General features: G+C 45.6%; 30 protein-coding genes and 2 tRNA genes. 13 read left to right on the top strand and 19 right to left on the bottom strand.

All coding sequences use genetic code 11. The features are described 5' to 3' along the window. Positions 1-103 precede the first annotated feature (103 nt). Positions 104-244 carry a hypothetical protein gene (locus JOC37_RS10075; RefSeq protein ID WP_204618552.1) on the bottom strand — a complete coding sequence of 47 codons (141 nt, stop codon included), beginning with the start codon at positions 242-244 and terminating at the stop codon, positions 104-106. Between the two features lie 149 nt (positions 245-393). On the opposite strand from JOC37_RS10075, the gene JOC37_RS10070 reads away from it, so the two are divergent. From JOC37_RS10070 to JOC37_RS10055, 4 genes are all read left to right on the top strand, one after another. Further along, a complete protein-coding gene (locus tag JOC37_RS10070) occupies positions 394-549 on the top strand; it encodes a hypothetical protein (protein ID WP_204618550.1) in 156 nt (51 codons plus the stop codon). 95 nt (positions 550-644) lie between these two features. Beyond that, positions 645-732: transfer RNA gene (locus JOC37_RS10065), tRNA-Leu, on the top strand. 22 nt (positions 733-754) lie between these two features. After that, positions 755-842, top strand: a tRNA-Leu gene (locus JOC37_RS10060). A gap of 141 nt (positions 843-983) precedes the next feature. Beyond that, the gene (locus tag JOC37_RS10055; protein WP_204618548.1) at positions 984-2,585 is read left to right on the top strand and encodes a PAS domain-containing sensor histidine kinase; all 1,602 of its coding nucleotides are present in this window, start codon (positions 984-986) and stop codon (positions 2,583-2,585) included. Here JOC37_RS10055 and JOC37_RS10050 read toward each other — a convergent pair. Beyond that, positions 2,572-3,051, bottom strand: coding sequence for a hypothetical protein (locus JOC37_RS10050; RefSeq protein ID WP_204618546.1), 480 nt, complete (start codon positions 3,049-3,051; stop codon positions 2,572-2,574). The two genes, JOC37_RS10055 and JOC37_RS10050, sit on opposite strands and share 14 nt — an antisense overlap. Before the next feature lie 193 nt (positions 3,052-3,244). Between JOC37_RS10050 and JOC37_RS10045 the strand changes: the two genes are divergently transcribed. From JOC37_RS10045 to JOC37_RS10015, 7 genes are all read left to right on the top strand, one after another. Further along, positions 3,245-4,417, top strand: a complete 1,173-nt coding sequence (locus tag JOC37_RS10045) for an alkaline phosphatase family protein (RefSeq protein WP_204618544.1) — start codon at positions 3,245-3,247, stop codon at positions 4,415-4,417. Between the two features lie 66 nt (positions 4,418-4,483). Then, entirely contained in the window at positions 4,484-5,035 is a 552-nt protein-coding gene (locus JOC37_RS10040; RefSeq protein ID WP_204618542.1) for a 4Fe-4S dicluster domain-containing protein, read from the top strand. Between the two features lie 4 nt (positions 5,036-5,039). Continuing rightward, the gene (locus JOC37_RS10035; RefSeq protein WP_204618541.1) at positions 5,040-5,903 is read left to right on the top strand and encodes a heterodisulfide reductase-related iron-sulfur binding cluster; all 864 of its coding nucleotides are present in this window, start codon (positions 5,040-5,042) and stop codon (positions 5,901-5,903) included. Between the two features lie 34 nt (positions 5,904-5,937). After that, positions 5,938-8,979, top strand: coding sequence for an FAD-dependent oxidoreductase (locus JOC37_RS10030; RefSeq protein ID WP_204618539.1), 3,042 nt, complete (start codon positions 5,938-5,940; stop codon positions 8,977-8,979). Continuing rightward, a complete protein-coding gene (locus JOC37_RS10025; RefSeq protein ID WP_204618536.1) occupies positions 8,972-9,394 on the top strand; it encodes a hydrogenase iron-sulfur subunit in 423 nt (140 codons plus the stop codon). Before JOC37_RS10030 ends, JOC37_RS10025 begins: the two co-directional genes overlap by 8 nt. Positions 9,395-9,396: 2 nt before the next feature. Beyond that, a complete protein-coding gene (locus tag JOC37_RS10020) occupies positions 9,397-10,059 on the top strand; it encodes a methylenetetrahydrofolate reductase C-terminal domain-containing protein (protein WP_338017374.1) in 663 nt (220 codons plus the stop codon). Then, the gene (locus JOC37_RS10015; protein ID WP_204618533.1) at positions 10,056-10,985 is read left to right on the top strand and encodes a methylenetetrahydrofolate reductase; all 930 of its coding nucleotides are present in this window, start codon (positions 10,056-10,058) and stop codon (positions 10,983-10,985) included. Before JOC37_RS10020 ends, JOC37_RS10015 begins: the two co-directional genes overlap by 4 nt. Before the next feature lie 55 nt (positions 10,986-11,040). On the opposite strand, the gene JOC37_RS10010 is transcribed toward JOC37_RS10015, so the two are convergent. The 4 genes from JOC37_RS10010 to JOC37_RS09995 form a co-directional block, all read right to left on the bottom strand. Next, positions 11,041-11,184: a hypothetical protein gene (locus JOC37_RS10010; RefSeq protein ID WP_204618531.1), complete on the bottom strand. Its 144-nt coding sequence runs from the start codon at positions 11,182-11,184 to the stop codon at positions 11,041-11,043. Positions 11,185-11,319: 135 nt separating this feature from the next. Further along, positions 11,320-11,766 (bottom strand): hypothetical protein, encoded by a 447-nt coding sequence (locus JOC37_RS10005; protein WP_204618529.1) that lies wholly within the window; start codon positions 11,764-11,766, stop codon positions 11,320-11,322. 37 nt (positions 11,767-11,803) lie between these two features. After that, positions 11,804-12,262 (bottom strand): hypothetical protein, encoded by a 459-nt coding sequence (locus JOC37_RS10000; RefSeq protein ID WP_420797293.1) that lies wholly within the window; start codon positions 12,260-12,262, stop codon positions 11,804-11,806. A gap of 12 nt (positions 12,263-12,274) precedes the next feature. Next, positions 12,275-12,994 (bottom strand): nitrite/sulfite reductase domain-containing protein, encoded by a 720-nt coding sequence (locus tag JOC37_RS09995; protein WP_204618527.1) that lies wholly within the window; start codon positions 12,992-12,994, stop codon positions 12,275-12,277. 150 nt (positions 12,995-13,144) lie between these two features. On the opposite strand from JOC37_RS09995, the gene JOC37_RS09990 reads away from it, so the two are divergent. After that, entirely contained in the window at positions 13,145-13,507 is a 363-nt protein-coding gene (locus JOC37_RS09990; protein WP_204618525.1) for a hypothetical protein, read from the top strand. 46 nt (positions 13,508-13,553) lie between these two features. Here JOC37_RS09990 and JOC37_RS13620 read toward each other — a convergent pair whose 3' ends face one another. The 13 genes from JOC37_RS13620 to JOC37_RS09920 all read right to left on the bottom strand — a co-directional run bounded on the left by JOC37_RS13620 (position 13,554) and on the right by JOC37_RS09920 (position 24,712). After that, the gene (locus JOC37_RS13620; protein ID WP_204618523.1) at positions 13,554-14,522 is read right to left on the bottom strand and encodes a HAMP domain-containing protein; all 969 of its coding nucleotides are present in this window, start codon (positions 14,520-14,522) and stop codon (positions 13,554-13,556) included. A gap of 88 nt (positions 14,523-14,610) precedes the next feature. Further along, on the bottom strand, positions 14,611-14,964 hold the full coding sequence (locus JOC37_RS09980; protein ID WP_204618521.1) for a DUF192 domain-containing protein: 354 nt from the start codon (positions 14,962-14,964) through the stop codon (positions 14,611-14,613). Positions 14,965-14,975: 11 nt separating this feature from the next. Next, positions 14,976-15,899, bottom strand: coding sequence for a type II secretion system F family protein (locus tag JOC37_RS09975; RefSeq protein ID WP_420797294.1), 924 nt, complete (start codon positions 15,897-15,899; stop codon positions 14,976-14,978). 18 nt (positions 15,900-15,917) lie between these two features. Then, positions 15,918-16,886: a type II secretion system F family protein gene (locus JOC37_RS09970; protein ID WP_204618519.1), complete on the bottom strand. Its 969-nt coding sequence runs from the start codon at positions 16,884-16,886 to the stop codon at positions 15,918-15,920. A 13-nt stretch (positions 16,887-16,899) separates the two neighbouring features. Then, the gene (locus tag JOC37_RS09965; protein WP_204618518.1) at positions 16,900-18,264 is read right to left on the bottom strand and encodes a TadA family conjugal transfer-associated ATPase; all 1,365 of its coding nucleotides are present in this window, start codon (positions 18,262-18,264) and stop codon (positions 16,900-16,902) included. A gap of 27 nt (positions 18,265-18,291) precedes the next feature. Next, positions 18,292-19,515, bottom strand: coding sequence for a CpaE/TadZ family protein (locus JOC37_RS09960; RefSeq protein WP_204618516.1), 1,224 nt, complete (start codon positions 19,513-19,515; stop codon positions 18,292-18,294). Between the two features lie 16 nt (positions 19,516-19,531). Beyond that, on the bottom strand, positions 19,532-20,233 hold the full coding sequence (gene cpaB / locus JOC37_RS09955) for a Flp pilus assembly protein CpaB (protein WP_204618514.1): 702 nt from the start codon (positions 20,231-20,233) through the stop codon (positions 19,532-19,534). A gap of 28 nt (positions 20,234-20,261) precedes the next feature. After that, on the bottom strand, positions 20,262-21,209 hold the full coding sequence (locus JOC37_RS09950; RefSeq protein ID WP_204618512.1) for a pilus assembly protein TadG-related protein: 948 nt from the start codon (positions 21,207-21,209) through the stop codon (positions 20,262-20,264). Positions 21,210-21,214: 5 nt separating this feature from the next. Next, on the bottom strand, positions 21,215-21,622 hold the full coding sequence (locus JOC37_RS09945) for a TadE family protein (RefSeq protein ID WP_204618510.1): 408 nt from the start codon (positions 21,620-21,622) through the stop codon (positions 21,215-21,217). 7 nt (positions 21,623-21,629) lie between these two features. Beyond that, complete coding sequence (locus JOC37_RS09940) at positions 21,630-22,139, bottom strand: A24 family peptidase (RefSeq protein ID WP_204618560.1); 510 nt, start codon at positions 22,137-22,139, stop codon at positions 21,630-21,632. Between the two features lie 87 nt (positions 22,140-22,226). Continuing rightward, positions 22,227-22,427 carry a Flp family type IVb pilin gene (locus tag JOC37_RS09935; protein WP_204618509.1) on the bottom strand — a complete coding sequence of 67 codons (201 nt, stop codon included), beginning with the start codon at positions 22,425-22,427 and terminating at the stop codon, positions 22,227-22,229. A gap of 443 nt (positions 22,428-22,870) precedes the next feature. Next, positions 22,871-23,542: a response regulator gene (locus JOC37_RS09925; protein WP_204618507.1), complete on the bottom strand. Its 672-nt coding sequence runs from the start codon at positions 23,540-23,542 to the stop codon at positions 22,871-22,873. A 30-nt stretch (positions 23,543-23,572) separates the two neighbouring features. Beyond that, positions 23,573-24,712 carry a sensor histidine kinase gene (locus tag JOC37_RS09920; protein ID WP_204618505.1) on the bottom strand — a complete coding sequence of 380 codons (1,140 nt, stop codon included), beginning with the start codon at positions 24,710-24,712 and terminating at the stop codon, positions 23,573-23,575. Between the two features lie 317 nt (positions 24,713-25,029). Between JOC37_RS09920 and JOC37_RS09915 the strand changes: the two genes are divergently transcribed. Then, complete coding sequence (locus JOC37_RS09915) at positions 25,030-25,911, top strand: phosphate ABC transporter substrate-binding protein (RefSeq protein ID WP_204618503.1); 882 nt, start codon at positions 25,030-25,032, stop codon at positions 25,909-25,911. Positions 25,912-25,971 lie beyond the last annotated feature (60 nt).

Genomic DNA, 25,971 nt, shown 5'->3' with positions numbered 1-25,971 from the left:
CGATGAACTTCGTTCCACAACATGAACCGCCGTATACCGAACGGTACGTACGGTGGTGTGAGAGGACGGGAGTTAATCACTCCCTCCTACTCGATGATTTATTTTAAGTGCTGGGTCGATTAATTCCTTTAATTTTTTGTACCCGTTTTGCAAGTGCGGCCCGGCCGGTATTCCATGGCTCCCGGTAACCGCTTGGTTCGGGTGAATCGTTTTTAAGAATTCCTTTTATTATGCGTTTAGGCATGGTGAAAAAACCTCCTTATAAAAAATTGGTGATTTTACAGATAGTTTGGCTGGTAAAATTAAATAATATTGCATTATAACTTAAGTAACTGTTGGTAAATAATTTGTAGTTTGATATAATTTACAAGAATATACATGCGGAGGTTTTTTATGACACCGAAGATGAGAGTTGTATTATTGTTGACAGGCATTACGGCAGCCTTGGCTGCTTCCACATTGAGCTTAAATCCAACCTTGAACACAGTTTTGTTTGGCTTTGGGTTGATGGCTTTAATTGGGGCAATGATGGGCGGCGGTGGCTGCTGAAGATAAATATTTAAACAGACCTGGTAGGTCTGTAAAAAAGTTATTGACAACAAGCTGTTGTTATGTTACTATATTTCCTGTCACGAAAAGATAGTGCGGTGGTGGCGGAATTGGCAGACGCGCTAGATTCAGGTTCTAGTGGGTGTTAAGCCCGTGGAGGTTCAAGTCCTCTCCACCGCACCAATAATTAAATATGTTTAAACATGCGGTGGTGGCGGAATTGGCAGACGCGCTAGATTCAGGTTCTAGTGGGCATTAAGCCCGTGGAGGTTCAAGTCCTCTCCACCGCACCAAAGGGCCTGTGCAGACGCACGGGTCTTTTTATTTTTTATGTGTGTCGAAATTTCAAATTTTTCACAATATAAGAGAAGGAATAACAAAATTATAATAGAAAATGTATTGCAAATATTAAAAATATAATTTGGTGGTGAATGATGAATAATTTAAAAGACAAGTATATTATTTTAATTATTGTAACCGGGTTAATTATTGCCACAATTGATTTTATTTTGTATCATCACCATTCTATAAGTGATTCATTGAAATTAATTTATATACTTTTGTCTGCCTTAGTTATTGTGCTGTACATCAATAAGCTGCGTGAGGAAAATAACCGGCAGCGCAATGTAAAGCATTTTATATTTAATATTATGGACAACCTGCCGGTGGGAGTTATGGCTTATAATTGGCAGGGCAAACTGGTGTTTATTAATAAAGCCTGTCAGAACCTGCTTGGTATATCTCATACTGATGTTGTGGGGCAAAGCGTGGAAGAAGTTGCCCGGTGCTTTAAAGCTAATATTTGTGCCAGTATTGTCAGATTTGTGCTGGACACCGGCAAAAGTGTGCATGACCAGAGAATTTCTTTAAAAACCGGTAAAGATAAGGAGCTGGCATGCCGGGTGGACGTTTATCCACTGGTGGATCATGGTGAATACAGCGGTGCGATATGTATAATCTGTGATATTACAGCAGAATTAAATTATAATGATCTGAAAAGAATATCAGATATTATTTTGCGGGATATGGCCAGCGGTGTGGTGGCGGTCAACAATCAAAAAGAGATCATTATGTTTAACCAGGCGGCGGAAGAAATAACCGGGCTCAGGGCGGAAGAGGTTATCGGCCGGTCATTTCATGAAGTGCTGGTGAACAAAAGCAACCGTGATTGTCTGCTTTGTGAAGCGGTACATAATAATCAAAAAATTAAGGGTGAAGAAATTTGGTATAACATAAACGGCAAGGAATTTTGCACTCTAAACACTGCCGAAGTGCTGATGGACGAGCATGATAATTTTTTGGGCGCTATTTGTGTATTTCAGGATATTACGGAGTTTAAAAATCGCCATGATGTGATGATTAAGCAGGAAAAATTGGCTGTGGTGGGACAGCTGGCGGCGGGAATGGCCCATGAAGTTCGCAATCCCCTAACTGCGGTACGGGGGTTTGCCCAGCTGTTGGCTGAAAGGCATAAAGACAGCAACAGGGAAATAGTGAATATAATGATTTCAGAACTGGATCGGACAGAAAAGATTATCAGTGACTTTTTGCGGCTGGCGCGGCCGAAAGATCCTGAATATAAGGAAACAGATATTAATCAGTTGATAGAAAAAAACTGTGCCATTGTAAACAGCGAGTGCGTGTATAACAATATTACGGTATGCAAAAATTTAGCAGGTGATTTGCCGCTGGTCTGGGTTGATGAGGATCAAATAACCCAGGTGCTTTTAAATATAACCCATAACGCCATTGAAGCGATGCAGGAGAAAGGTAAGGGTAAGCTTACTATTAGCACATTTTATTCTGCCGCCAGCAATGATATCTGCATTGAAATTTGTGATACCGGCAATGGCATTGCTAAAAATAAACTGGCAAAATTGGGAACGCCGTTTTTTACCACTAAAAGTAATGGTACCGGCTTGGGGCTGGCCATTTCATATGAAATTATTAGGCGCCATCATGGCCGGATTGAAGTTGCCAGTGAGGTTGATGTGGGAACATGTTTTAAGGTTTTTCTGCCGGTTAATGGTGCATAGCTTGGATAAATTCTTTGTTAAATTTATTCCATCTGGCTACTAAACGATAGGTAAACTCATCCCAAAGATCGTTATTGGGGACAATTGTTTCAAATAATACCTGGTATAAAATGGTTAACGCTTTGAAGTAATGTTCATCCCGTACTGTTTTGGCAATGTTATTCTGGCGGACGGTGTTTACGCACTGCATCATTTCTGCCTTGGTGGCTTTATCCATGCATTGATACAAAAACTGCTGGTCGAGGTAGGGAAGTATTTGTTCAAATAATTCACTGCTTTCACAAATTAAGCTCATGGTGGTATGGTTGGGCAGGGCTTCAATGGGTAAAAAACCTCCTTTACCCATACATACAAGCACCAAAAGCCGGTCGAAGGTGCTTTCATTTAACAGCTGGTTCTTTATATTTAATAGTAATTTGCGCATTTCTTTTGCTTTTTTTAACAGCTCATCCAGGGATAAATGCATATTTACACCTCCATTATAACAATTCTTTTTATGGATAATTTTTCCTTTAGTCTTTGTGTCTAATTTTGTCGTGTATAGGGATAAGTTTTTTGTTTTTCTTTAGTGTCGGAAAAATGCGGCGGGAAATTATCATATTAAGGACAACTCCCCATATTATTAATACAGATACCTTGTGATGGGGGGATATCTTAATATGAAGGTGCGTGCTGTACAGGTGTTAATAACGATAATATTGCTGTTGTTAATGGTTGAGCCAATTTGTGCGGAACCCGGCAGCAGCTCAAATGTGGACCTGTCGGGCAAGAAAAAATCTATAGAGGAAGAAAAGGATACCAAGGTGGCTTTTTTGATTATAGCCGATGGGCTGCAGGCTAAGGCTTTAAATAATTCCCAGGTGCCAAATATAAAAGGACTGGGGTCGGCGGGGTTAAAGGCGGAGCGGGTTATTCCCGTTTATCCCGAAGACGTTTTGTCCAGTATTGCCAGTATACTTACGGGGAGCACCCCGCTGCAGAATCAAGGCGGTGAAAAATCGAATATTTTACACAAACCCACGCTGTTAAAGGTAATGGAAGAAAAGGGGATAAAAACAGCAATGTTTGATGGCACCGGGAATTTAAAGGTGCTGGGGGGAGGGGTAAGTCATGTTTGTAAAGGACCGTTTAATGGCAAAGATAGTTTAGTAATAGAAAATGCCATTAATGAGTTAGATGCCAGCAATACTTATTTTAATGTACTGGTGCTGCCTGAATTGAGGCCTGTTTTGGAAAAGTACGGGATTAACAGTGCGGAGTATCGCCGGCAGGTAACCAGTACCGACAATCAGATAGGGAGGCTGCTGCATTATCTTCATAACAAGGGATTGTACGAAGAAAGCTTGGTGATTGTCACCGGTACCTGTGGTGAACCGCCGCTGGTGATGAAGGGGCCGCAGTTAAAGGTTGGGACCAGCCTGCCTCCGGTAAACTTAACGGATATTGCTCCCACCATTGCTTACTTAAGCGGGTTGAAAATGAAACAGGCGGAAGGGATGGTGCTGTACAACGCCATTAAGCCCAGAACCAACCGCAGTGAAACCTATTTGTTATCCCAAAGAGTAGAAGATTTAAGCAGGGCTTATGCTGATGCGCTGGAAGGAATGCATCGCTTGGAAAAAGAGAAATTAGAGGTTAAACAGCTGCAGGATAAAATGACTGAAGAAAAGCAGATTATTCAGCAGGCAATTGAGCAGCGGGATAACAAAATCGCTCTTTTATCAAGCAAAATAAATTTCATGAAGATGACGGGCCTGTTATTGCTGATAATTTTAGGCTTGGGCTATATTGTGGAGTATAAAATTCTGCGTAAAAGGTTTCTGATGTTTTAGCCGGAATGCATTCCGGTTTCCTATTTGTTATAATAAATTAATTAGTTAATAAATGGAGGTATTTGGGTGGCAGCTGTTGGTTTGGCGAGTTTATTGTTTGCAGAAACCGGGCAGGTAACCACCGGTTGTTATAACTGTATGAAGTGCAGCAGCGGGTGCCCGGTTTCCTTTGCCGCGGATTTAAAGACCCATGAAGTTATCAGACTGGTAAACTTAAACCGGTTGGACAAGTTGTTAAAAAGTAAAACTATTTGGCTGTGTGCCTTTTGTAAAACATGCAAGCAGCGTTGTCCCAATGATATAGATGCTTCTGTAGTTATGGACTGGTTAAAGTCGAAAGCCTTAGCAGATGGTATTGCTCCCGCCCTGCCCAATATTCCTGTTATGTACCAATCTTTTTTGCAGTCGGTGGAGAAGCTGGGCCGGGTGTATGAGGCCGGTTGGATAGGTACTTATAAGATTAAAACCAAAACCTTTACCCAGGATATTAAGCTGGGGCTCAAGATGATTAAGAGACGTAAAATTAAACTGCTGCCCGGGCGAATAAGAAATTATCAGGAAATAAGGAAAATATTTGCCTGTGCTCGTAAGAATGACAATATCCGGAAGGGGTTGTGATGGTGTGAAGTACAGTTATTATCCCGGGTGTTCGTTATGCTCCACGGCATCGGAGTACAACCTGTCTTCCGAAGCTATTTGTGCCCGGTTGGGAATAGAGCTGCAGGAAATACCGGATTGGAACTGCTGTGGAGCCACTTCTGCCCACTCGGCCAGCGCTTACCTGTCGGTGGCCCTGCCCCTTAGAAATTTGATACTGGCTGAGTCCATGGGTTTGGATATGGTTGTACCCTGTGCTGCGTGTTATCACTGGCAGCGGGTGGCCCACCGCGAGGTTGTTGAAGGAACACCGGTGGGCAGAAAAGCAAATGAAGAATTAACTGAAGTGATGGGGCGGGGATATAAGGGGACGCTGCAGATTAAGCACATCATGGAAGTGATTTTGCAGCAGCAGGTGCTGGATCTGCTGCCTGAAAAGGTCGTTACTCCGTTGGCAGGCTTAAAATTAGCGGCCTACTATGGCTGTTTAATGTTGAGGCCGGCGGAAGTGGTGGCTTTTGATGATCCTGAACAGCCTCAATCCATAGATAACCTTGCCAAAGCGCTGGGAGCGGAAACGGTGCGCTGGTCGGCCAAAGTGGACTGCTGCGGGGGCAGTTTTACCCTGGCGGAGTCCGGTGTGGTTGGCAAATTGACCGCGGACATTGTATCCGCTGCCCGGCGGGGCGGGGCTGCAGCCATAGTAACGGCGTGTCCCCTGTGTCAAGCTAACCTGGATACCAGGCAAAAGGAAAATGAGGTTCAAATGCCGGTTTTTTATATCACCGAGCTGGTGGGTGTGGCGCTGGGAATGCCGGAAGCGAGACGGTGGTTTAGAAAGCACATTGTTGATCCCGTGCCTTTGCTTGAAGAGCTGGGCTTATTGTAATTTAAGATACCTAATTATTGAAGGGTTGATTGTTATGAGTGAACATGCTGGTGTTAAAACCAAAGCGGTGGGAGCCGTTCTGGTAGTTGGCGGCGGCATTGCGGGGATGCAGGCTGCTTCTGATTTGGCAGAATCGGGTTTTTTGGTATACATGATAACTTTTGATGATTCGCTGGGCGGGCGAATGGCTAAATTAGATAAAACTTTTCCCACCAACGAGTGTTCCATGTGTCTGCTGGGCCCCAAGATGACCGGCAGTTTAAATCAGGTTAACATAAAACTTTTGACCAGAGCCAAGTTGTCTAACTTGTTGGGACAACCCGGCCGTTTTACCGCCGTTGTTGAACGTTATCCCCGGTATGTGGATGAATCACGCTGCACCGGCTGTGGCCAGTGTGCTGAAGTTTGTCCCGTTAAAGTGGCGGATGAATTTAACGGCGGTCTTTCTCAGCGCAGGGCCATTTACAAACAATTTCCCCAGGCGGTACCCAATAAATTTGCCATTGACAAAGAAAACTGTATCGGCTGTATGAAATGTGTAAAGGTATGTACTGCCAAAGCCATAGATCACCGGCAGCAGCCGGAGATATTGGAGCTGTCCGTGGGCGCGGTGATTTTGGCCCCGGGCTTTGATTCCTTTGATGCTTCGCTTTTGGGGGAGTACGGGATGGGTTATTATCCCAACGTGGTGAGCAACATTCAATTTGAACGGATGCTGTCCTCCACCGGTCCCACCGGTGGGCGTATATATCGCCCCTCCGACAGAAAAATACCCCGGCGGGTGGCATTTATTCAATGCGTTGGTTCCCGGGATTATAGAAACAAGTACGGTGCGGAATACTGTTCTGCGGTTTGCTGTATGGCTTCTGTCAAGGAAGCGGTGATAGCAAAGGAGCATCACCCGGAGATGGAAGTTACCATATTTTATCTTGATATGCGTGCCCACGGTAAGAATTTTGATCGTTATGTTAACCGGGCACTGGCCCAGGGGATAAAGCTGCAGCGCTGTTTAATATCTTCGGTAAAAGAAGATCCGGCAACGGGTAATTTGAATGTAAGTTATTGTGAACAGGGGGAGGTATATACTGCCGATTTTGACATGGTGGTGTTGGGAGCGGGGGTTCGCCCGCCGGGCAGCGCCGGCCAGTTGGCCCGTAGTGCCGGTATAGAATTAAACCGTTACGGTTTTGCTCGCACCGGTGAATTTAACCCGGTGGAAACCACCCGTCCCGGGGTATTTGCTGCCGGCGGATTTATTGGCCCCCGGGATATACCGGAAACGGTGGTGAACGGCAGCGCCGCGGCAGCAGCTGCCGCCGAGCTGCTGTCAGCTGCCAGGGGTTCAATGGAGCAGGTGGTGCGGTATCCCCGAGAAAAAGATCTTCAGAACCGGCAGCCGCGGGTGGGGGTTTTTGTCTGCTGCTGCGGCAGTAACATTGCCGGGGTGGTGGATGTACCTGCTGTGGTAAAATATGCCTCTTCTTTACCGGCGGTGGTTAATGCCTGGCAGTTTACCTACAGCTGTGCCCAGGAATCCCTGCAGCGGGTAAAAGAAATCATAGAGCAGTATCAGTTAAACCGTGTGGTGGTGGCGGCCTGTTCGGTGCGTACTCACCTGCCTTTATTCCGGGAGACTTTAAAACAGGCGGGATTAAACCAGTATTACCTGGAAATGGCCAACATACGGGACCAGTGCTCCTGGGTACATCGCGATTATCCCCGCCGGGCCACCGCCAAGGCCAAGGACTTGGTGGCCATGGCGGTGGGAAAAGTGTGCCGGAACCAACCCCTACACCTGGAACCGGTGCCGGTGGAACAAAAGGCTCTGGTTGTGGGAGCCGGTATAGCCGGAATGACGGCTTCGCTTTCGCTGGCTGACCAGGGGTACGGGGTATATCTGGTGGAACGCCGGCCTTACCTGGGGGGCCTGCTGAACCGGTTGTATCTGCCCCAGCGGGGTGAAAATCCCAGGGATTTATTAAGGCAAAAAATTGAAGCGGTGATCAATCATCCTAATATAACGGTGTACAAGGAAGCGGAATTAACTCATTTAAGCGGTCGCATTGGAAGTTTTCACTCCACACTGCAGGTGGGGGAAAAAACGGTGCACCTGCATCACGGGGTGGTTATTACGGCCACCGGTAACTGCGAAGCGCCGGTACGGGGTTATTTGTACGGCAAAGATAACCGGGTGATTACCCGGTTGGAAATGGAAAAGTACCTTGGGGAAAATAAAAATATTGATCGGTTAAATACAGTTGTTTTTATTCAGTGTGTTGAATCCCGGCAGCAGGGCAGGGAGTACTGCAGCCGTACCTGCTGTGTTCAAACCGTCCGCCAGGCGTTGGCATTGAAAGAATTAAACCCCGGTGTAAATGTATATGTGCTGTATCGCGATGTGCGTACCTACGGTTTTATGGAACGGGATTATCGCCTGGCCAGGGAGAAGGGAGTAATTTTCATTAACTATGATCTGGACAAGCCGCCGGTACTGCGCAGTGGTTCTGAAGCGGTGGATGTAGACGTGTACGACCCGGCCTGCCGGGAGGAACTGCAGCTGGCTGCAGAATTAGTGGTGCTGGCCACTGCCGCTGTGCCGTCTGAGGGGGTGGAGAAGCTGGCCGGGCTGCTTAAAATTCCCGTCAACGAGGACGGTTTCTTGGTGGAAACACATGCCAAGCTGGCACCGCTGGATGTTCCGGCTCCCGGGGTATTTATTTGTGGAGCAGCCCACTCTCCCCAAAGTATCGGTGAAGCAATGGCCCAGGGAAGGGGGGCGGCGGCCAGGGCGGCCACTATACTTTCTAAGGCTCATTTATTGGCCGGCGGGGCAGTGGCCAGGGTATTACCGGAAAAATGCGCCGCCTGCCTGACCTGTGTTCGGGTATGCCCCTATGGTGTTCCCCGCATTGGCACGGATAACGTGGCGGAGATCAGTGCCGTACAGTGCCAGGGCTGCGGCACCTGTGCCGGTGCCTGTCCCAACAGGGCCATTACGTTGGAACATTACCGCAGTGAACAGTTAACGGAGAAAGTGCGGGCTTTGTTTAACGGGGAGGTGGCATCAAGTGGGTGATTTTAAACCCCAAATTATCGCTTTTTGCTGTTACTACTGTGCTTATGCCGCGGCTGACGTGGCCGGTTCACTGCGGCTGCAGTATGCCCCGGAGGTTAGGGTAATTGAAATACCCTGTTCCGGCCGGGTGGATCCGGTGGTAATTTTGAAAGCCTTTGAAGAAGGGGCGGACGGTGTATATGTGGCCGGCTGTTTGGAAGGTGACTGCCACTTTTTAAAAGGCAATATCCGGGCCCGCAAGCGGGTGGAATATATACAAAAGATATTAAGTGAACTGGGAATAGAACCGGAAAGACTGGCCATGTATAATTTGAGCGGGGCCCAGGGCGACCGCTTTGCCGAAATAGCCGATGAATTTACTGCTAGGATAAAAAAACTGGGTCCCAGCCCGGTTAAGGTAGGTGATTCGCTTTGATTGTGGCACAGCCGAAGCCGGTAAAAGAAGTGGCTGATTATATAAAGGAATGTGCTAAAGTGTTGGTGGTGGGTTGCAGCGGCTGCACCAGCGTTTGCCTGGCCGGTGGTGAAACAGAGGCGGAAATACTGGCCACCGCACTGCGTATTTTACGCAAAAAGCAGGGGCGCCCCCTGGAAACATTGGTTACTACCATTACCAGGCAGTGTGACCCGGAATTCGTTGCCGGCATTGCTGAAAAAGTAAGCCAAGTTGACGCCGTGGTATCATTGGGCTGCGGCGTGGGGGTGCAGTTTTTAGCTGAACATTACCCCGATAAATGGGTACTGCCGGCGCTGAACACCGTTTTTGCCGGCGGTACGGTGCAGGCCGGGCTGTGGGAAGAAAGATGCGGCTTATGCGGAGACTGCGTACTGCACCTCACCGGTGGGATATGCCCGATAACCCGTTGTGCCAAGAGCATTCAAAACGGGCCCTGCGGCGGTTCACAAAACGGGAAATGCGAGATTAACCCCGATACCCCCTGTGCCTGGCACCTGATATATGAAAAACTGTCAGCTTTGGGCCGTTTGGATTTAATGCTGGAATACCGGCCGGCCAAAGACTGGTCTAAAGAACGTTCCGGCGGTCCCAGGTTGGTACAAAGAAAGGATGCAGAGCTGTGAAGAGTGGCAGTAATTTAGAAAAAGTTCTTTCCCAGGGCCGGTTTGCCGTTACCGCTGAAATCGGACCTCCCAAACACGCCTCTGCCGAGGGAATTATTAACACCGCTAAAATACTGAAAGGTTATGTGGATGCAGTAAACATCACTGATAACCAAACCGCCATTGTACGTTTATCCAGCATTGCCGCGGGGGTGCATTTGTACAATGCCGGGGTTGAGCCGGTGATACAGGTTACCTGCCGGGACCGCAACCGGATAGCCATGCAGAGTGATTTGCTGGGTGCCTACAGTTTGGGAATGCGCAATGTGTTGTGTTTATCCGGTGATCATCAAAAATTTGGCAATCATCCCCAGGCCAAAAATGTTTATGACATAGATTCCATTCAACTGATTAATATGGTACGGGGCATGAGAGATGACAAAAAATTCCAGTGCGGGGAAGAGATTAAACAGCATGAACCCAGGTATTTTATTGGTGCAGTGGCCAACCCCTTTGCCGACCCCTTTGAGTACAGGGTGATGCGCCTGGAGAAAAAAATTAACGCCGGGGCAGACTTTATTCAAACCCAGTCTATTTTTGATATGCAGCGCTTTGAAAAATTTATGGATATGGTGCGCCGGCGCGGGCTGCACAAAAAGGTGCATATAATAGCCGGAGTTACTCCGTTAAAATCAGCCCGGGCGGCAAAATTTATTCAGCAGCGTGTGGCAGGTATGCTCGTTCCCGACGAGATTATAGAGCGAATGGAAAAAGCAGAAGACCAAAAGGCAGAGGGGATAAAAATTTGCATTGAACAGGTACAGCATCTAAAGACTATTGAGGGTGTGGCCGGGATACACATAATGGCCATCAACTGGGAAGACGTTGTGCCCGAAATAGTGGAAAAGGCCGGGCTGGTAGGGCAGCATGTTCCGGTAATAAGTTAGTGTTTTCAAACCGGTGGATGCAGATAAATTGTGCCGCACAGAAGTGCGGCACAATTTAATCACTTACGTTTTTGCCGATTATATATCCCAGGTAACCAACTGCCAGAATACCTATGGCGTGGGAAAACCAAAAACCAGATCTGGGATATGCCCAGGTGGTGCCTTCCAATGGATAGTCTTCCTCCCTGTGCCGAAACATGTTTATCAACCCCTTTTTAAAATTTATTTTTTGATAACCGGTTTGAAAGTAAACAGGCAATAAACAGTAATTATGGAATAGAAGAATGTATAAATAAAACAACACCCGGTGTTAAACCGGGCGTTGTTTTAAGACCTAAAGATATTTGTACATGGGATATACATCGTCATCCGGGGAACAGTATGCTGATTTTTTAAAGCCTAGGCCTTCCCAAAAGCTCACTGTTGTGTGGCTTTGATCGCTGCGATCCACTGTGGCCTCCACCGATACCATTTGGCAGCCTAAATTTATAAATTCCTTTTCTAACATGCGATAAACCTTTTTAGCCAGACCGTTATGGCGCAGGTGTAAAGGAATTTGAAAATATCTGATATTACCTGTTTTTATTCCGGAATAATTTTTCTTAACATCAAATATTAAAATAAATTTTTCCGGGTGAGCATCACTAAACAGGGTATCTGTAATGTAAACACTTTTGGGAAATAGTACATTTGTTGTTAATATTAAGTTAATACCCAGGCATTGCTCTGCAAATTTGAGTACTTTTTGCCGCACTTCTATGGGCACGTGATAATAAGACACGGCAGTAAACCCTTCTTTCAGTGAGAGAGTTTAACTGTTATTTTGCCCTTAATGCTTTAGCAAGAGCGTTGGATAACTCGGGGTTTTGTTCTTTAATTTTAGCCATGTACATAAAGACGCTGCCGGGATAATCTATTTCTTCCTGTAAAACTGCACTTTCCAAGGCATTGCGCACCAGTGAAATGACGCAGTCAGCGCTGTGGTTATCCCGGCACTCACGGCACTGGTTGCAGGTTTCAGCCAGTGCAGCGGCTACAGATTCGGGATAATATGGTTTGAAATCATTTTTTGGTATTAAATTATGCGCGCCGGGAATGTCCAGTACACCTTTTTGAATGGCAAAACGCAATGTTTTTTTGCCAAATCCCACCAAACAATTGGCTTCTTTACAATTTGCTGTATCCTTATCGTCACATTCGTTACAAAACTTTTCCAGGCAGGATAGTATGACACCTAGATCAACATCATTTACTTTTCCCTTTGCTGGCATGCTCATACAAAGACCCTCCTAATCCTCACCTAATAAAAACTTGGCAAAATCTTCATCTACTGCTGCACCATCAGCGGCATACATATCCTCCGGCGGTGTGAACTCCTTTAAGCCAACCCGTTCAATGGTTTTACACAACCGCTCGTGCTCTTCTCCCCATTGGCGGTATTTATTCAGCACGAAGTCCAACACGGCAAAAACCTTATCCTTGGGCACATCTTTAGCGATTATACTGCCGTGTATAGGCTGTTTGGTGGAACCGCGCCCGCCGATGATAATACTATACATATTTTTACCGGTGGCCACAACACCGAAATCAGCACAATAAGGTTCTGTGCACCCCCGCGAGCAGCCGGAGGTGGAAATTTTAAAATCCTTGGGGGTGGGCTGACCCAGGTATTTTTTCTCTATTTCCATACCCAGCTCCAGTGCATCACCCAGCATTCGGGGGCATAAACCTTCGCCGCCGGCACAGGATTTTACGCTGCGCACTGTACTGCCAAAGGGAGAAACCTTTAAGCCTAACTTCTTAATGGAGTTAATTAAGGCATCTATTTTCTCCTCTTCTAAAAGTACAATCAATGTTTGCCTGGTTCCGCATTTAATTCTCCAAACGTTTAATTCTGCTGCGGTTTTAGCCAACCCAGCTAATTGGTCAACGGTAAAAATACCACCGGGCGAGGAGATATTAACTGCAAACAGGCCATTTCTCTGTTGTTGGAAAATTCCTTGCCCCATGTTTATCACCTCACAAAAATTATAATTAAGTAAAACTTACTCCAAGATATGTTAAATTCCTTTAAATAAAACAAAAAAATTGCTGTATGAAGTGACCAAATTAAATTTTCTTTAATAATATGTAAAAAATGGAAGGGAGGTATAGTACCGGTGGTATATGACAAGAGCGATGAAAAATGGTTGAACAAATTAAAAGAGGAAAATAAGAAGCTGCGGGGCAAAAAATTGATGGAAGCCAGCAAAAAATATGACCGGGATTATTTTAAGAAAAAAATGGAGTACTGTAAGGAAAAATACCATAACTGCCAGGGGAAAGATGCTGAAAAATGCCGGAAGCATTATAAAGAAAAGTATTTAAAATACAAGCATAAGTACCAGTCTTTCGAAGACAAAGCTGATGGCGGCAGGTATGACCATGGTAAGAAGGTTGACAAAAATTCCTGCCGTCATAACTATCAATGTATTATGAATCTGTTATCCTATTTAACCTGTCAAGGTAGGAAAAACTGCTAAAAAATACTGGTGCACCAGGGTTAGTGGTGCACCAGTATTGATGGGATTAAGGTTCTGTTTTAAACTGCAGAACCAGGGAATTTAGTTTATCACTCATGCGGGATAATCGCTTGGCGCTGCTGTTAATTTGTTTCATAATTTCTTGCTGTTGCCGGGCATCAATTTTTTGTGCTTCATTTTCTTCTACCAGCTCGGTGCGTTTGGCAATTAACATTGAAGTACGGCTCATATCATTAACTGTACTTTTTATTGAATCAAAAAGCACTCCCAAGGTGCTGCTCATGGTGTTAAATCCCTGGGCCAAGCGCCCCAGTTCATCTCTGGTAGTTACCGGCAGCTGCTGGGAAAAATCACCGCTGGAAATCTTTTCAGTAACGCTTAGTAGTGTCTGCACCGGCCGGTGAACATTTCGTAAAATGATTAAGCGGGTAAGTATTAATCCTGCCAGTGAGGTCAGTACAAAATTTAGTAATATATTGTGCGCTGTTTTTTGCAGGTGGGCTTGTACATAACTAAAATCAATAGTCATGTTAAAGTAACCGCAATTTTTTCCTGCCGCGTCTGTGATTGGAGAAGTAAAGGTGATACCGGTTAATTTTCCCTGCTCGTTATTTATAGGAGTTATTTTTTTCTGTTTACTTTTCATTACCTCAGCCACAACACCGGAATTAATTACTTGGCCGATGCGCTGTTCATCCCGGTGGGCCACAATTTTGCCGCTGTTATCAATTACAGTGGCTTGATAGATAAAACTGTCCTGCTCTAAATTTTTAACCATTTCGTTTAGCAATTGATAATTTTGCTTTTTTAAATTGTCGGCGGCAAAGGTATTAACTGTGCGTACTGTGGTCCAGCCGCGGCTGATGGCTTCTTCCATAAATGCATTTTTATCCCGCAGGTAGGTGGATATACCAACTGCGGCCATTAAGAAGGTGATTAATAGTATAAAGCCGAAACTGAGACGAAAGGTAAGGGAGAAACCGCTGAATATGAATTTGTTTTTAATTTTTTTCACTTTAAGCACCTCGCTATCCTGAAAAATGGTATCCTGCTGAGCCGGTGGTTTTTATAATGTCCGCTCCTGCAAACGGCTGCCGGGATTTTCATTTTTTAAAGTAAGTAACTTTTAGCAGGTCGCCAACCCTGGTGCCGGTACAGCGGCAGCGACCTGCCGGCAGTTCTAAAACCATTTTGGCATTCCAAACCAGCGGGCTAAAACGATAGGGGGGGAGAGAGTGTAGGATCTTTAAAATTCTGTTTTCTTTATCCAAGAAAATTACATCAATGGGGTATTTCATAAAGAATGTATGTACCGATGAGCACGGTCTAATTAACAGCGCCCGGTCACTGGGCAGTATAGAGGTACCTATTAATCCCTTTAACCTGGCCTTAAAGGTTTCTGCCACTTCAACTTGTTTAGCCAGTATCATACTTCTGGTGACATTTATTAACGGCAATTTATTTCCTCCTAGCTGCCGAATGCCCGCATGATTTGAATTATCGCCGGGCCCAGCAGAATAATAAATATGGCCGGAAAGATAAATAGTACCATTGGAATAAGCATTTTTACCGGTGCCTTCATGGCCTTTTCTTCCGCCCGCTGGCGTCGTTTTTGGCGCATTTCCTTTGATTGCAGGCGCAGCACTTTACCAATGCTAATACCCAGCTGATCGGCCAAGATGACCGAACCAACAAAATTTGATAAATCGTTAACCCCTATTCTGCCGGCCATATCCCGCAGGGCTTCCCGGCGGGGCTTGCCCATTTTAGATTCCTGCAGTACCTGTACAAACTCATCAGCCAGCACGCCCTTGGATTTTTCTACCACTTTCACCAGTGCCCCGTCAAAGCCCAGGCCTGCTTCTACACTGACCGTCAGTAAATCTAAAACGTCCGGCAGCTTTTTTTCCACCTCTTCTTTCCGCTGCCGGATTTTAGAATTTAAAATAACGTCCGGCAGCAGCCAGCCCGTGATAACACCCACCAGCGCCATCATTGTGCCCTGGGCGAAATTTTTTCCCAGGGTTCCGGCGAGAAACCATAAAGCCAGTGCACCGCTGCCGGCCAGCAGGTATTTAATAACCATTAATTCCCTTGGAGCCAGGTTTCCGGGATTACCGGCTTCAATTAACTTTTTGGCCAGTGATGCTTCCCTGGCCACGGGAATGTACTTGGACATTAGCCTGCCCAAGCGGTTAAGAGCAGGTTTAATGGCCCTTTGATAAAGGGGAGCGGATAACTCCTGCTGGCGAATGGGTGCCGGGGCAGGGGAAGAACCCACCACATCGTTTACACGCTGGCGCATTCTAATCCGTTCACCGAAAACCAGTTGTTGAATAAGCAGGGTACCCGTTAACATCAATCCAAAAATACCGATGACCGTGAGATAAATTGCCAAGGTAGCACCTCCTTAAACCTTGATGTTTACAATTTTTTTAATCAGCAGCATCCCAATTATTTCTCCGGTGATTGCTGCAGCCAGCATTATTAACCCAATTTGATTGGTGAATAGTTCCATGATATATGACGGGTTGGCTATAAACATAAAGGCGGCTAACAGTACCGGCAGCACTGCGATCACCACTCCGGAAATGCGCCCCTGGGCGGTAAGGGTTTTAACCTCTCTTTTAATGCGAATGCGTTCTCTGATAGTTTCGGCAATATTATCCAGCACTTCGGCCAGGTTACCGCCTACCTGCCGCTGGATTAAAACCGCCGTTATAACCAGGTCCAAATCCTCACTTTTTATCCGTCTAGCCATGTTCTGCAGTGCTTCTTCGGTGGTAGTACCCAGGTTGATTTCTCTAAAGGTACGGCTAAACTCTTTTCTGATGGGGTCAGGTAATTCCTTACGCACCATATCCATGCTCTGCAAAAAACTAAATCCTGACCGTAATGAGTTGGACATGATAGTCAATGCATCGCTGATTTGAGCGTTAAAATTATTCAATCGTTTAGCTCTGGCTTTGCTTAAAAGTAAAAAGGGAATTAGACCGCCCACAATTCCAGCAAGCAGACCGCCGGCGGGGTTTAAAGTTATGGCCGTTACAATGAATGCTGCTCCCAGTGAAGAGCAGAGTACAATTACCACGAATTCTTGACCTTTTAATAAAACATCCGCTTCTTCTAATTTTTTATCCATCAGGCGTCCCAAACGCCTGGCGATGAAAAGTTCACCGGCTGCCGTCAGTATTTTACGCCAGAACTCTTTATGCTCCTTTTGATTACTGGGGCTTAATTTTTTTTTAATATCCCTGGCGGTTAATTTTTTGACCCTGCTGGCCACCAACTTGGAGTCGGCGGTTTTAAGCTGTTGTATTCCCAGCATCAGCAAAATAAGGGTGATAAAAATTAGAATACTAGTACTTTTGGCATCCATACCGCTCTCCCCCTTAAAAAATTGATGGTTGGAATAATTCCGGCGGTAATTTGATACCACTTGCTTCCAGCCGGTCTATAAATTTGGGACGGATGCCGGTGGATTGGAAGTGACCTTTAACCGTTCCGTCCGGTTCTACGCCGGTTTGGTGAAAGTTATACAAATCCTGCAGTACAATAACGTCACCTTCCATGCCCTGTACTTCGGTAAGGTGAGTAATGCGGCGGGAACCGTCTCGCAAGCGGGATTGCTGAATAATTAAATCAATGGCCGAGGCAATTTGTTCTCTAATGGCCCGCACCGGCAAATCCATTCCCGCCATCATTACCATGGTTTCCAAACGGGAAAGCATATCCCGGGGGGAGTTGGCGTGGCCGGTGGTCAGTGAACCGTCATGACCGGTATTCATGGCCTGCAGCATATCTAAAGCCTCACCGCTGCGCACCTCACCCACCACAATACGGTCGGGGCGCATCCGCAGTGAGTTGCGAACCAAATCCCTGATGGTGATGGCCCCTTTACCCTCGATATTAGGGGGACGGCTTTCCAGTGTCAGTACGTGGGGTTGGCGTAATTGTAATTCTGCCGCATCTTCTATGGTAATAATTCTTTCGGTGCTGGGGATAAAGGAGGACAGCACGTTTAGTGTGGTGGTTTTACCGCTGCCGGTACCGCCGGAAACCACGATGTTTAACCTGGCCTTTACACAGGCTTCTAAAAACTGGGCCATTTCCGCTGTCATGGTGCCAAAACCAACCAGGTCGTCAACAGTAAATGGGTCGCGGGAAAACTTCCGGATGGTGATGGTGGGTCCGTTTAAAGCCAGCGGCGGTATAATGGCATTAACCCTTGAACCATCCGGCAGCCGTGCGTCTACCATGGGCATGCTTTCATCAATGCGCCGCCCAATGGGAGCAACGATGCGCTCGATAATCTGCAGTACATGGTCATCATCCCGAAAAAATACCTCCGTTAAAGTTAACCGGCCGTTTTTTTCCACGTATACTTGATTCGGCCCGTTAACCATTACCTCGCTGATATCCGGATCCCTTAAAAGAGGGGTGATGGGGCCGTAGCCGGTAATTTCATCCACAATTTCCCCGGCAATGCGCAGCCGGTCTAGCCGGGGAATGTGGGAATTGCCTTCTTCGATAATAAACTGCTCCACCAGTTGTTCAATGCGTTTGGACAGCACTTCATTATTTTCCTTATCTTCGGCCGGTATTTCTTTTAATTCAGCAATCACTTTTTTATGCCAATGGGCTTTTAAATCGGCATAAGGGTCACGGCCGGTGGGAGAGAGGGATTGGTGTTTTGTCTGCTCCCCCGGGCTGTTACCTGCTGCTTTTTTGCTTTCCAGTTTTTCCAATAAAGACATGACCATCAGCTCCTAATAATGTTACATTTAAAAACTAAATATCTTACTTACCAGTGATTTTTTAGGAGAGGTTTCTTTTACTTCTCCCGGTTTGGACAAATTAAGCACACTGATCAATTCCTTAACACTGGTGGAAATTCTGCTGCTGCTTTGATTCATTACAAAGGGTAATCCTTTGTTAATGGCATTGCGTACTGTTTTCTGATCTTCCGGTATGGCAGCTGTTAAAGTGATGCCCAATGTTTTCTCTAAATCTTTTATTTTGATGCCGTCCGGGGTGTGCTGGTTTAAAATCACCCGGATCTTAGATGAGTAGTTAAGGGTACGCAGGATTTCCTGGGCTGTTTTAACATGCTTAAGTGTGGTCAAATCTTGGTTTAATACCAGCAGTATCTGGTCGCTGGCTTCCAGCACCCCCAGGTTGATGTCACTGTAAACGGGAGCGGTATCTATGATGACATAATCAAAATTGCTTTTTAACGTCTTCAGTATTTGTTCTATATGCTGCGGGTGCACCAGTTCTGCCTGTTCCGGACTGGAAGGGGCGGGGAGAATACGGGTGCCGGACAGGTGAGGAACAAGAAAAGTATCCACCAGGGAAAAGTCAAAATTATCATCTTCTTGTACCAGGTCGGATATGGTTCCCTTAACGTTTATATTTAGCATTACCGAAGCATCACCGGCGGTGAGGTCCAAATCCAGTAAAACCACCTTTTTTTGTGTTTCCTGGGCCAGTGCTGCTGCCATGTTGCTGGCCAGCATGGTTTTGCCCACACCGCCTTTGGTGCAGAAAAGGGTAATAATTTTACCCCGTTGAGAGGGGATTGTTGATTCACTTTTCCGCGGTTGATTGGGCAGCCGGAATACATTCCGTTTTTTATGTATTTCATTTACCCGGCGAATACTGTCAGCCAGCTCGCTGGCCGAAAAGGGTTTTACCAGGTATTCGCTGGCACCGGCAGTCATGGCTTTGCGCAGGTATTCATTTTCCCCTTGTATCGAGACAATAATAATGGCGCAGTGAGGATTTTCCATGGTGATTTGTTCTGTGGCCCCGATGCCGTCCAACTGGGGCATGTTTATATCCATTAAGATAACGTCCGGCTTAAGTTCTCCGGCCAGTGTAACGGCCTCTTGACCGTCGGATGCTTCACCCACTACATCGATGTCCTCTTCAAAATAAAGCAGGCGTTTAATGTCATCCCTGGTATTGGCTATATCATCTGCAATTAACACCCTAATCACTGACATGGGGCAGCCCTCCTTTTTATCTCAATAGATGTTCTATTTTGCTCATGGGCAGAGCCGGCGCAGCTTTATCGTCCGGTGAACGCAGCATTAACTGAATGCTGCCCTGTTGAATGGCCAGGGCAATTTGCTGGGCTTGAACCGGAGAAACCATTAAAGTAGCAGTGGTTGGATCTTCCTGAACACCTTTTGTTCCTTCAGTTTTCCTGTTCACTGCCAGTACCGGAACATTTTGAATGATGGTACTGGTGGCCGCAAAACTGGGCTCGCTGGGGGTATCAAAGGTGACCATTACGTCCACGTGATCGCCTATGCCTATCAACCCGTGCAGTGCGGTGACGTTGGTTACCGGAACGGTTATTGCTCTTTTGCCCTTTTCCACCTTAGCAGCTAAACCACCGGCGGGATCATTTTTACCAATTAATTTGTTGCTTAATATTTGTTCCCCAGGATAAATATCACTGCGGGCCAGTTTACCCACCGCATCTTTAGCATCCACTATGGCACCGGGCATAATGTATTCTACCGGCATTTCTTTGAACTCCAGCATTTGCTCGTTAATTGGGGTTTTAGCCGCAATTCTTTGCTTGGCAACGGCCACCTGGGAAAAGTTACCCGATGTACGGTAGGTTTCTTTCAGGTTTTCCAGGTACTTGTAAGCACTAAAGGCTGTTACCAGTGCAAATACAATTGCCAGTAAAAAAATGAGCTTGTTTCTCATGTTAATATCTCCTTTACTTTAATATCTATTACTCTATCAACTTTGTGCCGTGTAACCCGTAATCGGTTTGGTTGGGGTCAATGGTATAATTCAATCCCTCCGGGGGATTCATCTCTAAAAAGTAGCCGGTAACACAACTTTTTTTGCCCTGGCCCTCAACACCTTTTAGTAAAAAAGCACCAAAACCAACTATATGTACTTTATCTCTACCGTTTAACACGGTGGGGTCATAAATGGGTACAATCATAACCATGGGACAGTCCCTGTGGTAATTGTCAATGGTACAGCGGGGTGTGTGGGGACACTGGCTGATGCGGTATTTTACGCCCTCTTCAGTGGGGCCTGACATGTTGCCCGGTTCCGTTTCAACCCAGTCGCCAACACTGATCACACCATCGTACCCGTACATAAGATTGTTGCGGTAACTTTTTGCTCCGGGCATTTCCAAAGCCAGGGCACCGTAATTGCCGGGACCGTAATCATCGTGTGAACCGGCTTTCAGTTGATACTCTTGCCCGAATACTAGGGGCTGCTCTGGTATACCAAAGGGAACAATGCCGGTTACACTGCTGACAGCACCAAAGACTGCGGTGGAACGGGCACTGACGGTACCGGAGCTTAGACCCAGTACTCGGGCAAAGGTATAGTTTACAGTGCGGGTTGCTTCTACCGTTATGCTGTTATGATCTTCATTAATGGTTACAGCGGCTTCTTGCGGTGAAACACCGTTATACTCCAGATAGCGTAATGCTTTTAACTCAGCGGCGGTGGAGGAGGGAAGCTCCCTGGCTGCTGCCAGGGCGGCGGCATCACAGGCATTGGACAACCTGGTTTTTTCCAGTACCAATGCTCCCACATCCACCACCAGGGCTGTTAAGCCTAAAATTACCACCAGTGCGGCCGAAGCCAATGCTATTACTGCACCGTCTTCTTTGTTTTTTAGGTTTACTAAAACAGAAAAGAATTTTTTAATCACTTACATCATTCCAATCTCATGGTAGACTCTGCCCTTAAAGTAACGGGGTTGGGCAGTATATCAGAGAACAGGGGAGTAACTAAATCAACATCGTAGGTAACTTCTACTGTTAAAGGTATCCCGGAAGTTCTTGCACTTTGGGTTGGCTCCAGCTTGGTCACCTGCAGCTTGGTATCGGCCTGGGGCAGTGGTGCTGATTCCCGGATGCGGGCTATAATTTCACTGTCTGTTTTGCCTACCGCGCCAATTCGGGCACCCTCCCGGGCGGCATGGGTGATGATAATATAGCAGTGGAAAACCCGCCCAAACTCCAAGATACCAAACAGAATGACAATTATAATGGGCAGAATTAAAGCAAGTTCCACCATTGACTGACCCTTTTGATTTTTTTGTAACTTATACAGCCACATCATTTGTACTTCACCCCAGTAGATAAGCTGCTGCCGTGCCGGCGGTTATAGCGATGCCGTAGGGGAAAGTCTGCCCGGTACCGCCGCTATGAATGGTGCCCAGCATATTTACCCTGGGCATTATGCCCGTAACGGAAAGAATAGTGTACCATACCGACTGTAATCTTGGTTTAAATTGACCGCTTTTAACCATTACTATTAATGCTAGTATACCGCCTGTTATGGCGGCGGCTAAAAAGGTCAACCAAACGAATGCTGGGCCTTTGAAGGCACCGATAACTCCCAGTAATTTCACATCCCCGGCACCCATTCCACCCAAAATAAAGGGAATAAAAAGCAAACCCATACCCAGCAAAAAACCTTTAATACTGGTAAATCCACCGTCAAAACCACCTAGATACAGGTTACCGGCAAGTGCCAGTACCAAGGCCGGCAGCAGTACAATATTATAAATTTTTTTGTATCGAATGTCGGTGTAAAGGCAGATAACCAGTACAGCCGTTAAAAAATAGTCCAGCATCACAGTGACCGGTCCTTTCTAATACTTTACTTGTTAAAGTGGCCCTACTTACAGTCAAGTAGGGCCATTGTTTAGAATTACTAAACCTTAGGAGCCGGAAGAACCTGATGCTGTCGGGTCGGAACCGCTTAATCCTGTATTTACATCGGTGAATTTTTGACTGATTGAATCACCAAGGGTAATAAGAGCCCCAATTGCCACCACAGCCACCAGTGCCAGGATTAAACCATACTCAGCCATTCCCTGCCCCTCTTCTTCAGTCCACAGTTTTTTTACCGTATTGAACATTAAAACCGCCTCCTGAATTGTTATTAAAATTAATTTCCCAATACTTTACCCAGATCACTTTTGCTTGGATCAAATACGTCCCTAATGCTGTGCCCCAGGCTTGTCAATACCGTTATACAAGCAAGAAGTATAAAACCTAAAATAAGTGCATACTCGGCCAGCGCTTGTCCACTTTCGTCTTTCCAAAAAGCTGCTGTCTTGCCCAGCCAGGTTCCACCTCCTTAAACATTTTGCTGCTGGTATTTATCTTGGTGATATACTAACATTTTTTGTTATATTTAACATGAAGCAACAGTCCGGAGTTGGAATGAAATTATCGTCTTAAGTGTCTAATAATTGGTGGCCCAAATAAATGGGACTTAAGACTTATAATTAACAGATAATTAAAAATATTAATACAAATCCAGGTAAAATAAATCCTGCGTTAAGGATTAACGCAGGATTTATATATCTACAATATTCTTTTTAATGGCCAGAAGTGCTGCCTGGGTGCGGTCGCTTACCCCCAGTTTTTGAAATATATTGGTGAGATGGTTCTTTACTGTTTTTTCGCTAATATATAATTTTTTGGCAATGGCCTTGTTAGATAACCCCCGGGCTATTTCCGTTAATACATCTAATTCCCGCCCGGTTAATCCGTACCGGCGGTGGGGTTGTTCATTTTGAGCGGTCATACGATTAAACTCTTGGAACACTTTGGTAATTAGGGAAGGGGGGATAAATGATTGCCCGGCAGCTACATCGCGGATGGTTTTTATTAACTCATCGGGACTTACGTCTTTAAGCACGTAGCCGGAAACACCGCTGCGAATCATTTCGAATAAATAATCCTCCTGGTCATGAATGGTTAGGGCAATTACTCCAACATGGGGTTTCTCTGATTTTATAATTTTGGTGGCCTCGATGCCGTTTAAATTGGGCATATTGATATCCATTAATACAATATCAACATCCTTAGACCGTGTAAGTTCTATGGCCTGGTTTCCATCTTCCGCTTCACCCACCACTGTTATGTTTGGTTCGATGGACAGTATTTTAACCAGGCCTTCCCGCAGTAGAGCATGGTCATCGGCAATAATTACTTTAATTTTTTTCGGTTGTTTATTTTCCGTCATGATACTCCCTCCAAATAACACGGCCCTTTATTAGTCATTTTTTGCCGCTACACTTAATAATATTTCTGTACCCCGGCCCGGGGCTGTTTTTATTTTAAATGATCCCTTTAATAATTGTATACGTTCTCTCATGCCCAGCAAGCCAAATCCTTTCCGGTTTTTTTCTGACAGTATTTTGTTTTTGTCAAACCCGCGGCCGTTATCTCTAACGGCTATGTTTATTTTTTCAGGCAAAAACTCTATTTTTATCATCACTTGGTTGGCTTGAGCATGTTTTTTTATGTTGGCCAATGATTCTTGAATTACTCTAAACAGCGCCACCTCCACCGCGCTGTCCAATCGACGTTCCCTACCGATCACTTTTGTTTCCACATAAATGTCATAATCCTTGCTGTACTGCTCGATATATCGTTTAATTGCCGGCACCAGACCCAAATCATCCAGCACCATAGGCCGCAAATCAAATATTATTTTACGTACATCCTTTAAACTTTTGCGCACCAGGTCCATTAAGCAGTGCAGTTCATGCTGTACTTTAGTGGGATCTTTTTCCAGCAGTTTTAAACAAAACTCTGTTCTCATTACAATATTGGCCATGCTTTGAGCCGGCCCGTCGTGAATTTCCCTGGCCACCCGTTTGCGTTCTTCTTCTTGAGCTTTAATAATGGATAAACCCATGGCGTGCATTTGCTGTATTTCACCAATCTGTGAGCTTAAAGTTTCCAGGTCGTTGGTTAAAAACCTCATGGCCATGGTCATGTTAGAAATTAATTCTTCCGAGCGCTGGATTGTTTTTTTAATTGTTATTAAATGGCGCTCTAGATAATCCCGGTGTAAGCGCAGCATTTTTTCCTGCTCTTGTAATTCCAGTAACTGCAGCTGTTTTTTATGGGCCTGGTTGTAGGCTTCTTTAATCTCTTCTTCATTATACTGCTTAAAGTCCCGGTCTACTTTCATTAACTGCAGCCGGGCCTTATAAAATTCCCGCTGCGTTTTATCCACCTTTAAAATGATGGCAGCGGTTTTTTCTTTGGTACGAGCCAGTTCACGCTTAACCCGCTCGTATTCCGTCCTGGCACTTTCACTGATCTGGTAAATTTCTTCTTTGCTTTTTTCCAAGGTATTGACTGTTTTGTTGATCACTTTATCCAAAACACTGATGTCCAGCAAAGCCATTCATCCTTTTGCAGTTTACATAATTAACTAATACCTATTTATAAATATTCTCTTGCTAACCATAAACTCCTGCCACTTACCCACTGGTTATACGTACCATAGTTTGAAATTAAGGGGGTGCAGTGAAAATTTTACTATTAACAAATATTTTATAAATGTTTAACCATAGGTTTACCAATGGGTAACTGCTTCTTAACAGGTTAGAGGTAACATTGTTGGTGATAATAATGAAAGGCGATGGGCGGAAAAAATAAATTAACTTAAATAAAACAATCACCTAAAATTAAATTTAATAAAGAGGAGGATTTTTAATGTTCAAAAGGAATTTAAGTGTAGTATCGGTACTGGTGCTGGTGTTGGCCGTATCATTGGTTTTGGTGGGCTGCGGTGGAGAAAAGGTTGGAAATACCCAAAAAGAGGGCGGCAGTAATGAGTTAACCGGCACGATTACCATTGCCGGCTCCACATCAGTACAGCCCCTGTCTGAAGAATTGAAGGATGCATTTATGGAGAAACATCCCGGCGTTATCATCCACGTGCAGGGCGGCGGTTCTTCTGCCGGCATTAAGGCGGCGATAACGGGGGCTGCTGAAATTGGTGCTGCATCCCGTAATCTAAAAGAATCCGAGCAGGATCAAGGTTTGGTTGAACATAAGATTGCCGTTGACGGTATTGCAGTGGTGGTTAATGCTAAAAATACCGCTGTTGAAAGTTTGACTGTAGAACAGGTGCGAAAAATTATGTGCGGTGAAATTACCAACTGGAGCGAAGTTGGCGGCCCCGATGCCGGCATTAACGTGGTTTCCCGTGAAGAGGGATCCGGTACCCGCAGTGCATTTACCCACTTGGTAATGAAGTACAAAGAGAACGGCCAGGAAAAAGAAGCAGAACTGACTGCCGGTGCCGCTATTCAGTCTTCCAACGGTGCAGTGCGTACCACCGTTGCCAATGATGAATATGCCATTGGTTACCTGTCTTTGGGTTACTTGGATGACAGCGTTCGCCCGGTTAAAATTGATGGGGTGGAGCCAACCGCGGAAAATATTTTGCAGGGCAGATACAAAATTGCCCGCCCCTTCCTGTATCTGACCAAAGGGGAACCGAAGGGCATTATTAAAGAATATATTGATTGGGTATTCACCCCCGAGGCCCAGGACATTGTGGCGGAAAATTATGTCCGGGTGGATAAGTAAAATAAAATAAACCAACGCAAGGGAAAGGTGGTCATACAGGCCGCCTTTCTACCGTGCATT

Source organism: Desulforadius tongensis (genome assembly GCF_016907915.1).
Classification (GTDB): Bacteria; Bacillota; Desulfotomaculia; order Desulfotomaculales; family Desulfohalotomaculaceae; genus Desulforadius; species Desulforadius tongensis.
Note: the sequence above shows the minus strand (reverse complement) of the source record. Positions and strands in the feature narration are given on the sequence as shown.

Excerpts from the sequence above, each read along its gene's own strand:
- JOC37_RS09965 (WP_204618518.1), bottom strand. The coding sequence starts at position 18,264 with ATGTCTTTATTGGAAAAACTGGAAAGCAAAAAAGCAGCAGGTAACAGC.
- JOC37_RS09970 (WP_204618519.1), bottom strand. The coding sequence starts at position 16,886 with ATGGATGCCAAAAGTACTAGTATTCTAATTTTTATCACCCTTATTTTG.
- JOC37_RS09995 (WP_204618527.1), bottom strand. The coding sequence starts at position 12,994 with ATGGGGCAAGGAATTTTCCAACAACAGAGAAATGGCCTGTTTGCAGTT.
- JOC37_RS10050 (WP_204618546.1), bottom strand. The coding sequence starts at position 3,051 with ATGCATTTATCCCTGGATGAGCTGTTAAAAAAAGCAAAAGAAATGCGC.
- JOC37_RS10075 (WP_204618552.1), bottom strand. The coding sequence starts at position 244 with ATGCCTAAACGCATAATAAAAGGAATTCTTAAAAACGATTCACCCGAA.
- JOC37_RS10030 (WP_204618539.1), top strand. The coding sequence starts at position 5,938 with ATGAGTGAACATGCTGGTGTTAAAACCAAAGCGGTGGGAGCCGTTCTG.
- JOC37_RS09925 (WP_204618507.1), bottom strand. The coding sequence starts at position 23,542 with ATGACGGAAAATAAACAACCGAAAAAAATTAAAGTAATTATTGCCGAT.
- JOC37_RS10070 (WP_204618550.1), top strand. The coding sequence starts at position 394 with ATGACACCGAAGATGAGAGTTGTATTATTGTTGACAGGCATTACGGCA.
- JOC37_RS10000 (WP_420797293.1), bottom strand. The coding sequence starts at position 12,262 with ATGAGCATGCCAGCAAAGGGAAAAGTAAATGATGTTGATCTAGGTGTC.
- JOC37_RS10045 (WP_204618544.1), top strand. The coding sequence starts at position 3,245 with ATGAAGGTGCGTGCTGTACAGGTGTTAATAACGATAATATTGCTGTTG.
- cpaB (WP_204618514.1), bottom strand. The coding sequence starts at position 20,233 with ATGAGAAACAAGCTCATTTTTTTACTGGCAATTGTATTTGCACTGGTA.
- JOC37_RS09960 (WP_204618516.1), bottom strand. The coding sequence starts at position 19,515 with ATGTCAGTGATTAGGGTGTTAATTGCAGATGATATAGCCAATACCAGG.
- JOC37_RS09945 (WP_204618510.1), bottom strand. The coding sequence starts at position 21,622 with ATGATGTGGCTGTATAAGTTACAAAAAAATCAAAAGGGTCAGTCAATG.
- JOC37_RS09935 (WP_204618509.1), bottom strand. The coding sequence starts at position 22,427 with ATGTTCAATACGGTAAAAAAACTGTGGACTGAAGAAGAGGGGCAGGGA.
- JOC37_RS10010 (WP_204618531.1), bottom strand. The coding sequence starts at position 11,184 with ATGTTTCGGCACAGGGAGGAAGACTATCCATTGGAAGGCACCACCTGG.
- JOC37_RS09940 (WP_204618560.1), bottom strand. The coding sequence starts at position 22,139 with ATGCTGGACTATTTTTTAACGGCTGTACTGGTTATCTGCCTTTACACC.
- JOC37_RS10055 (WP_204618548.1), top strand. The coding sequence starts at position 984 with ATGAATAATTTAAAAGACAAGTATATTATTTTAATTATTGTAACCGGG.
- JOC37_RS09915 (WP_204618503.1), top strand. The coding sequence starts at position 25,030 with ATGTTCAAAAGGAATTTAAGTGTAGTATCGGTACTGGTGCTGGTGTTG.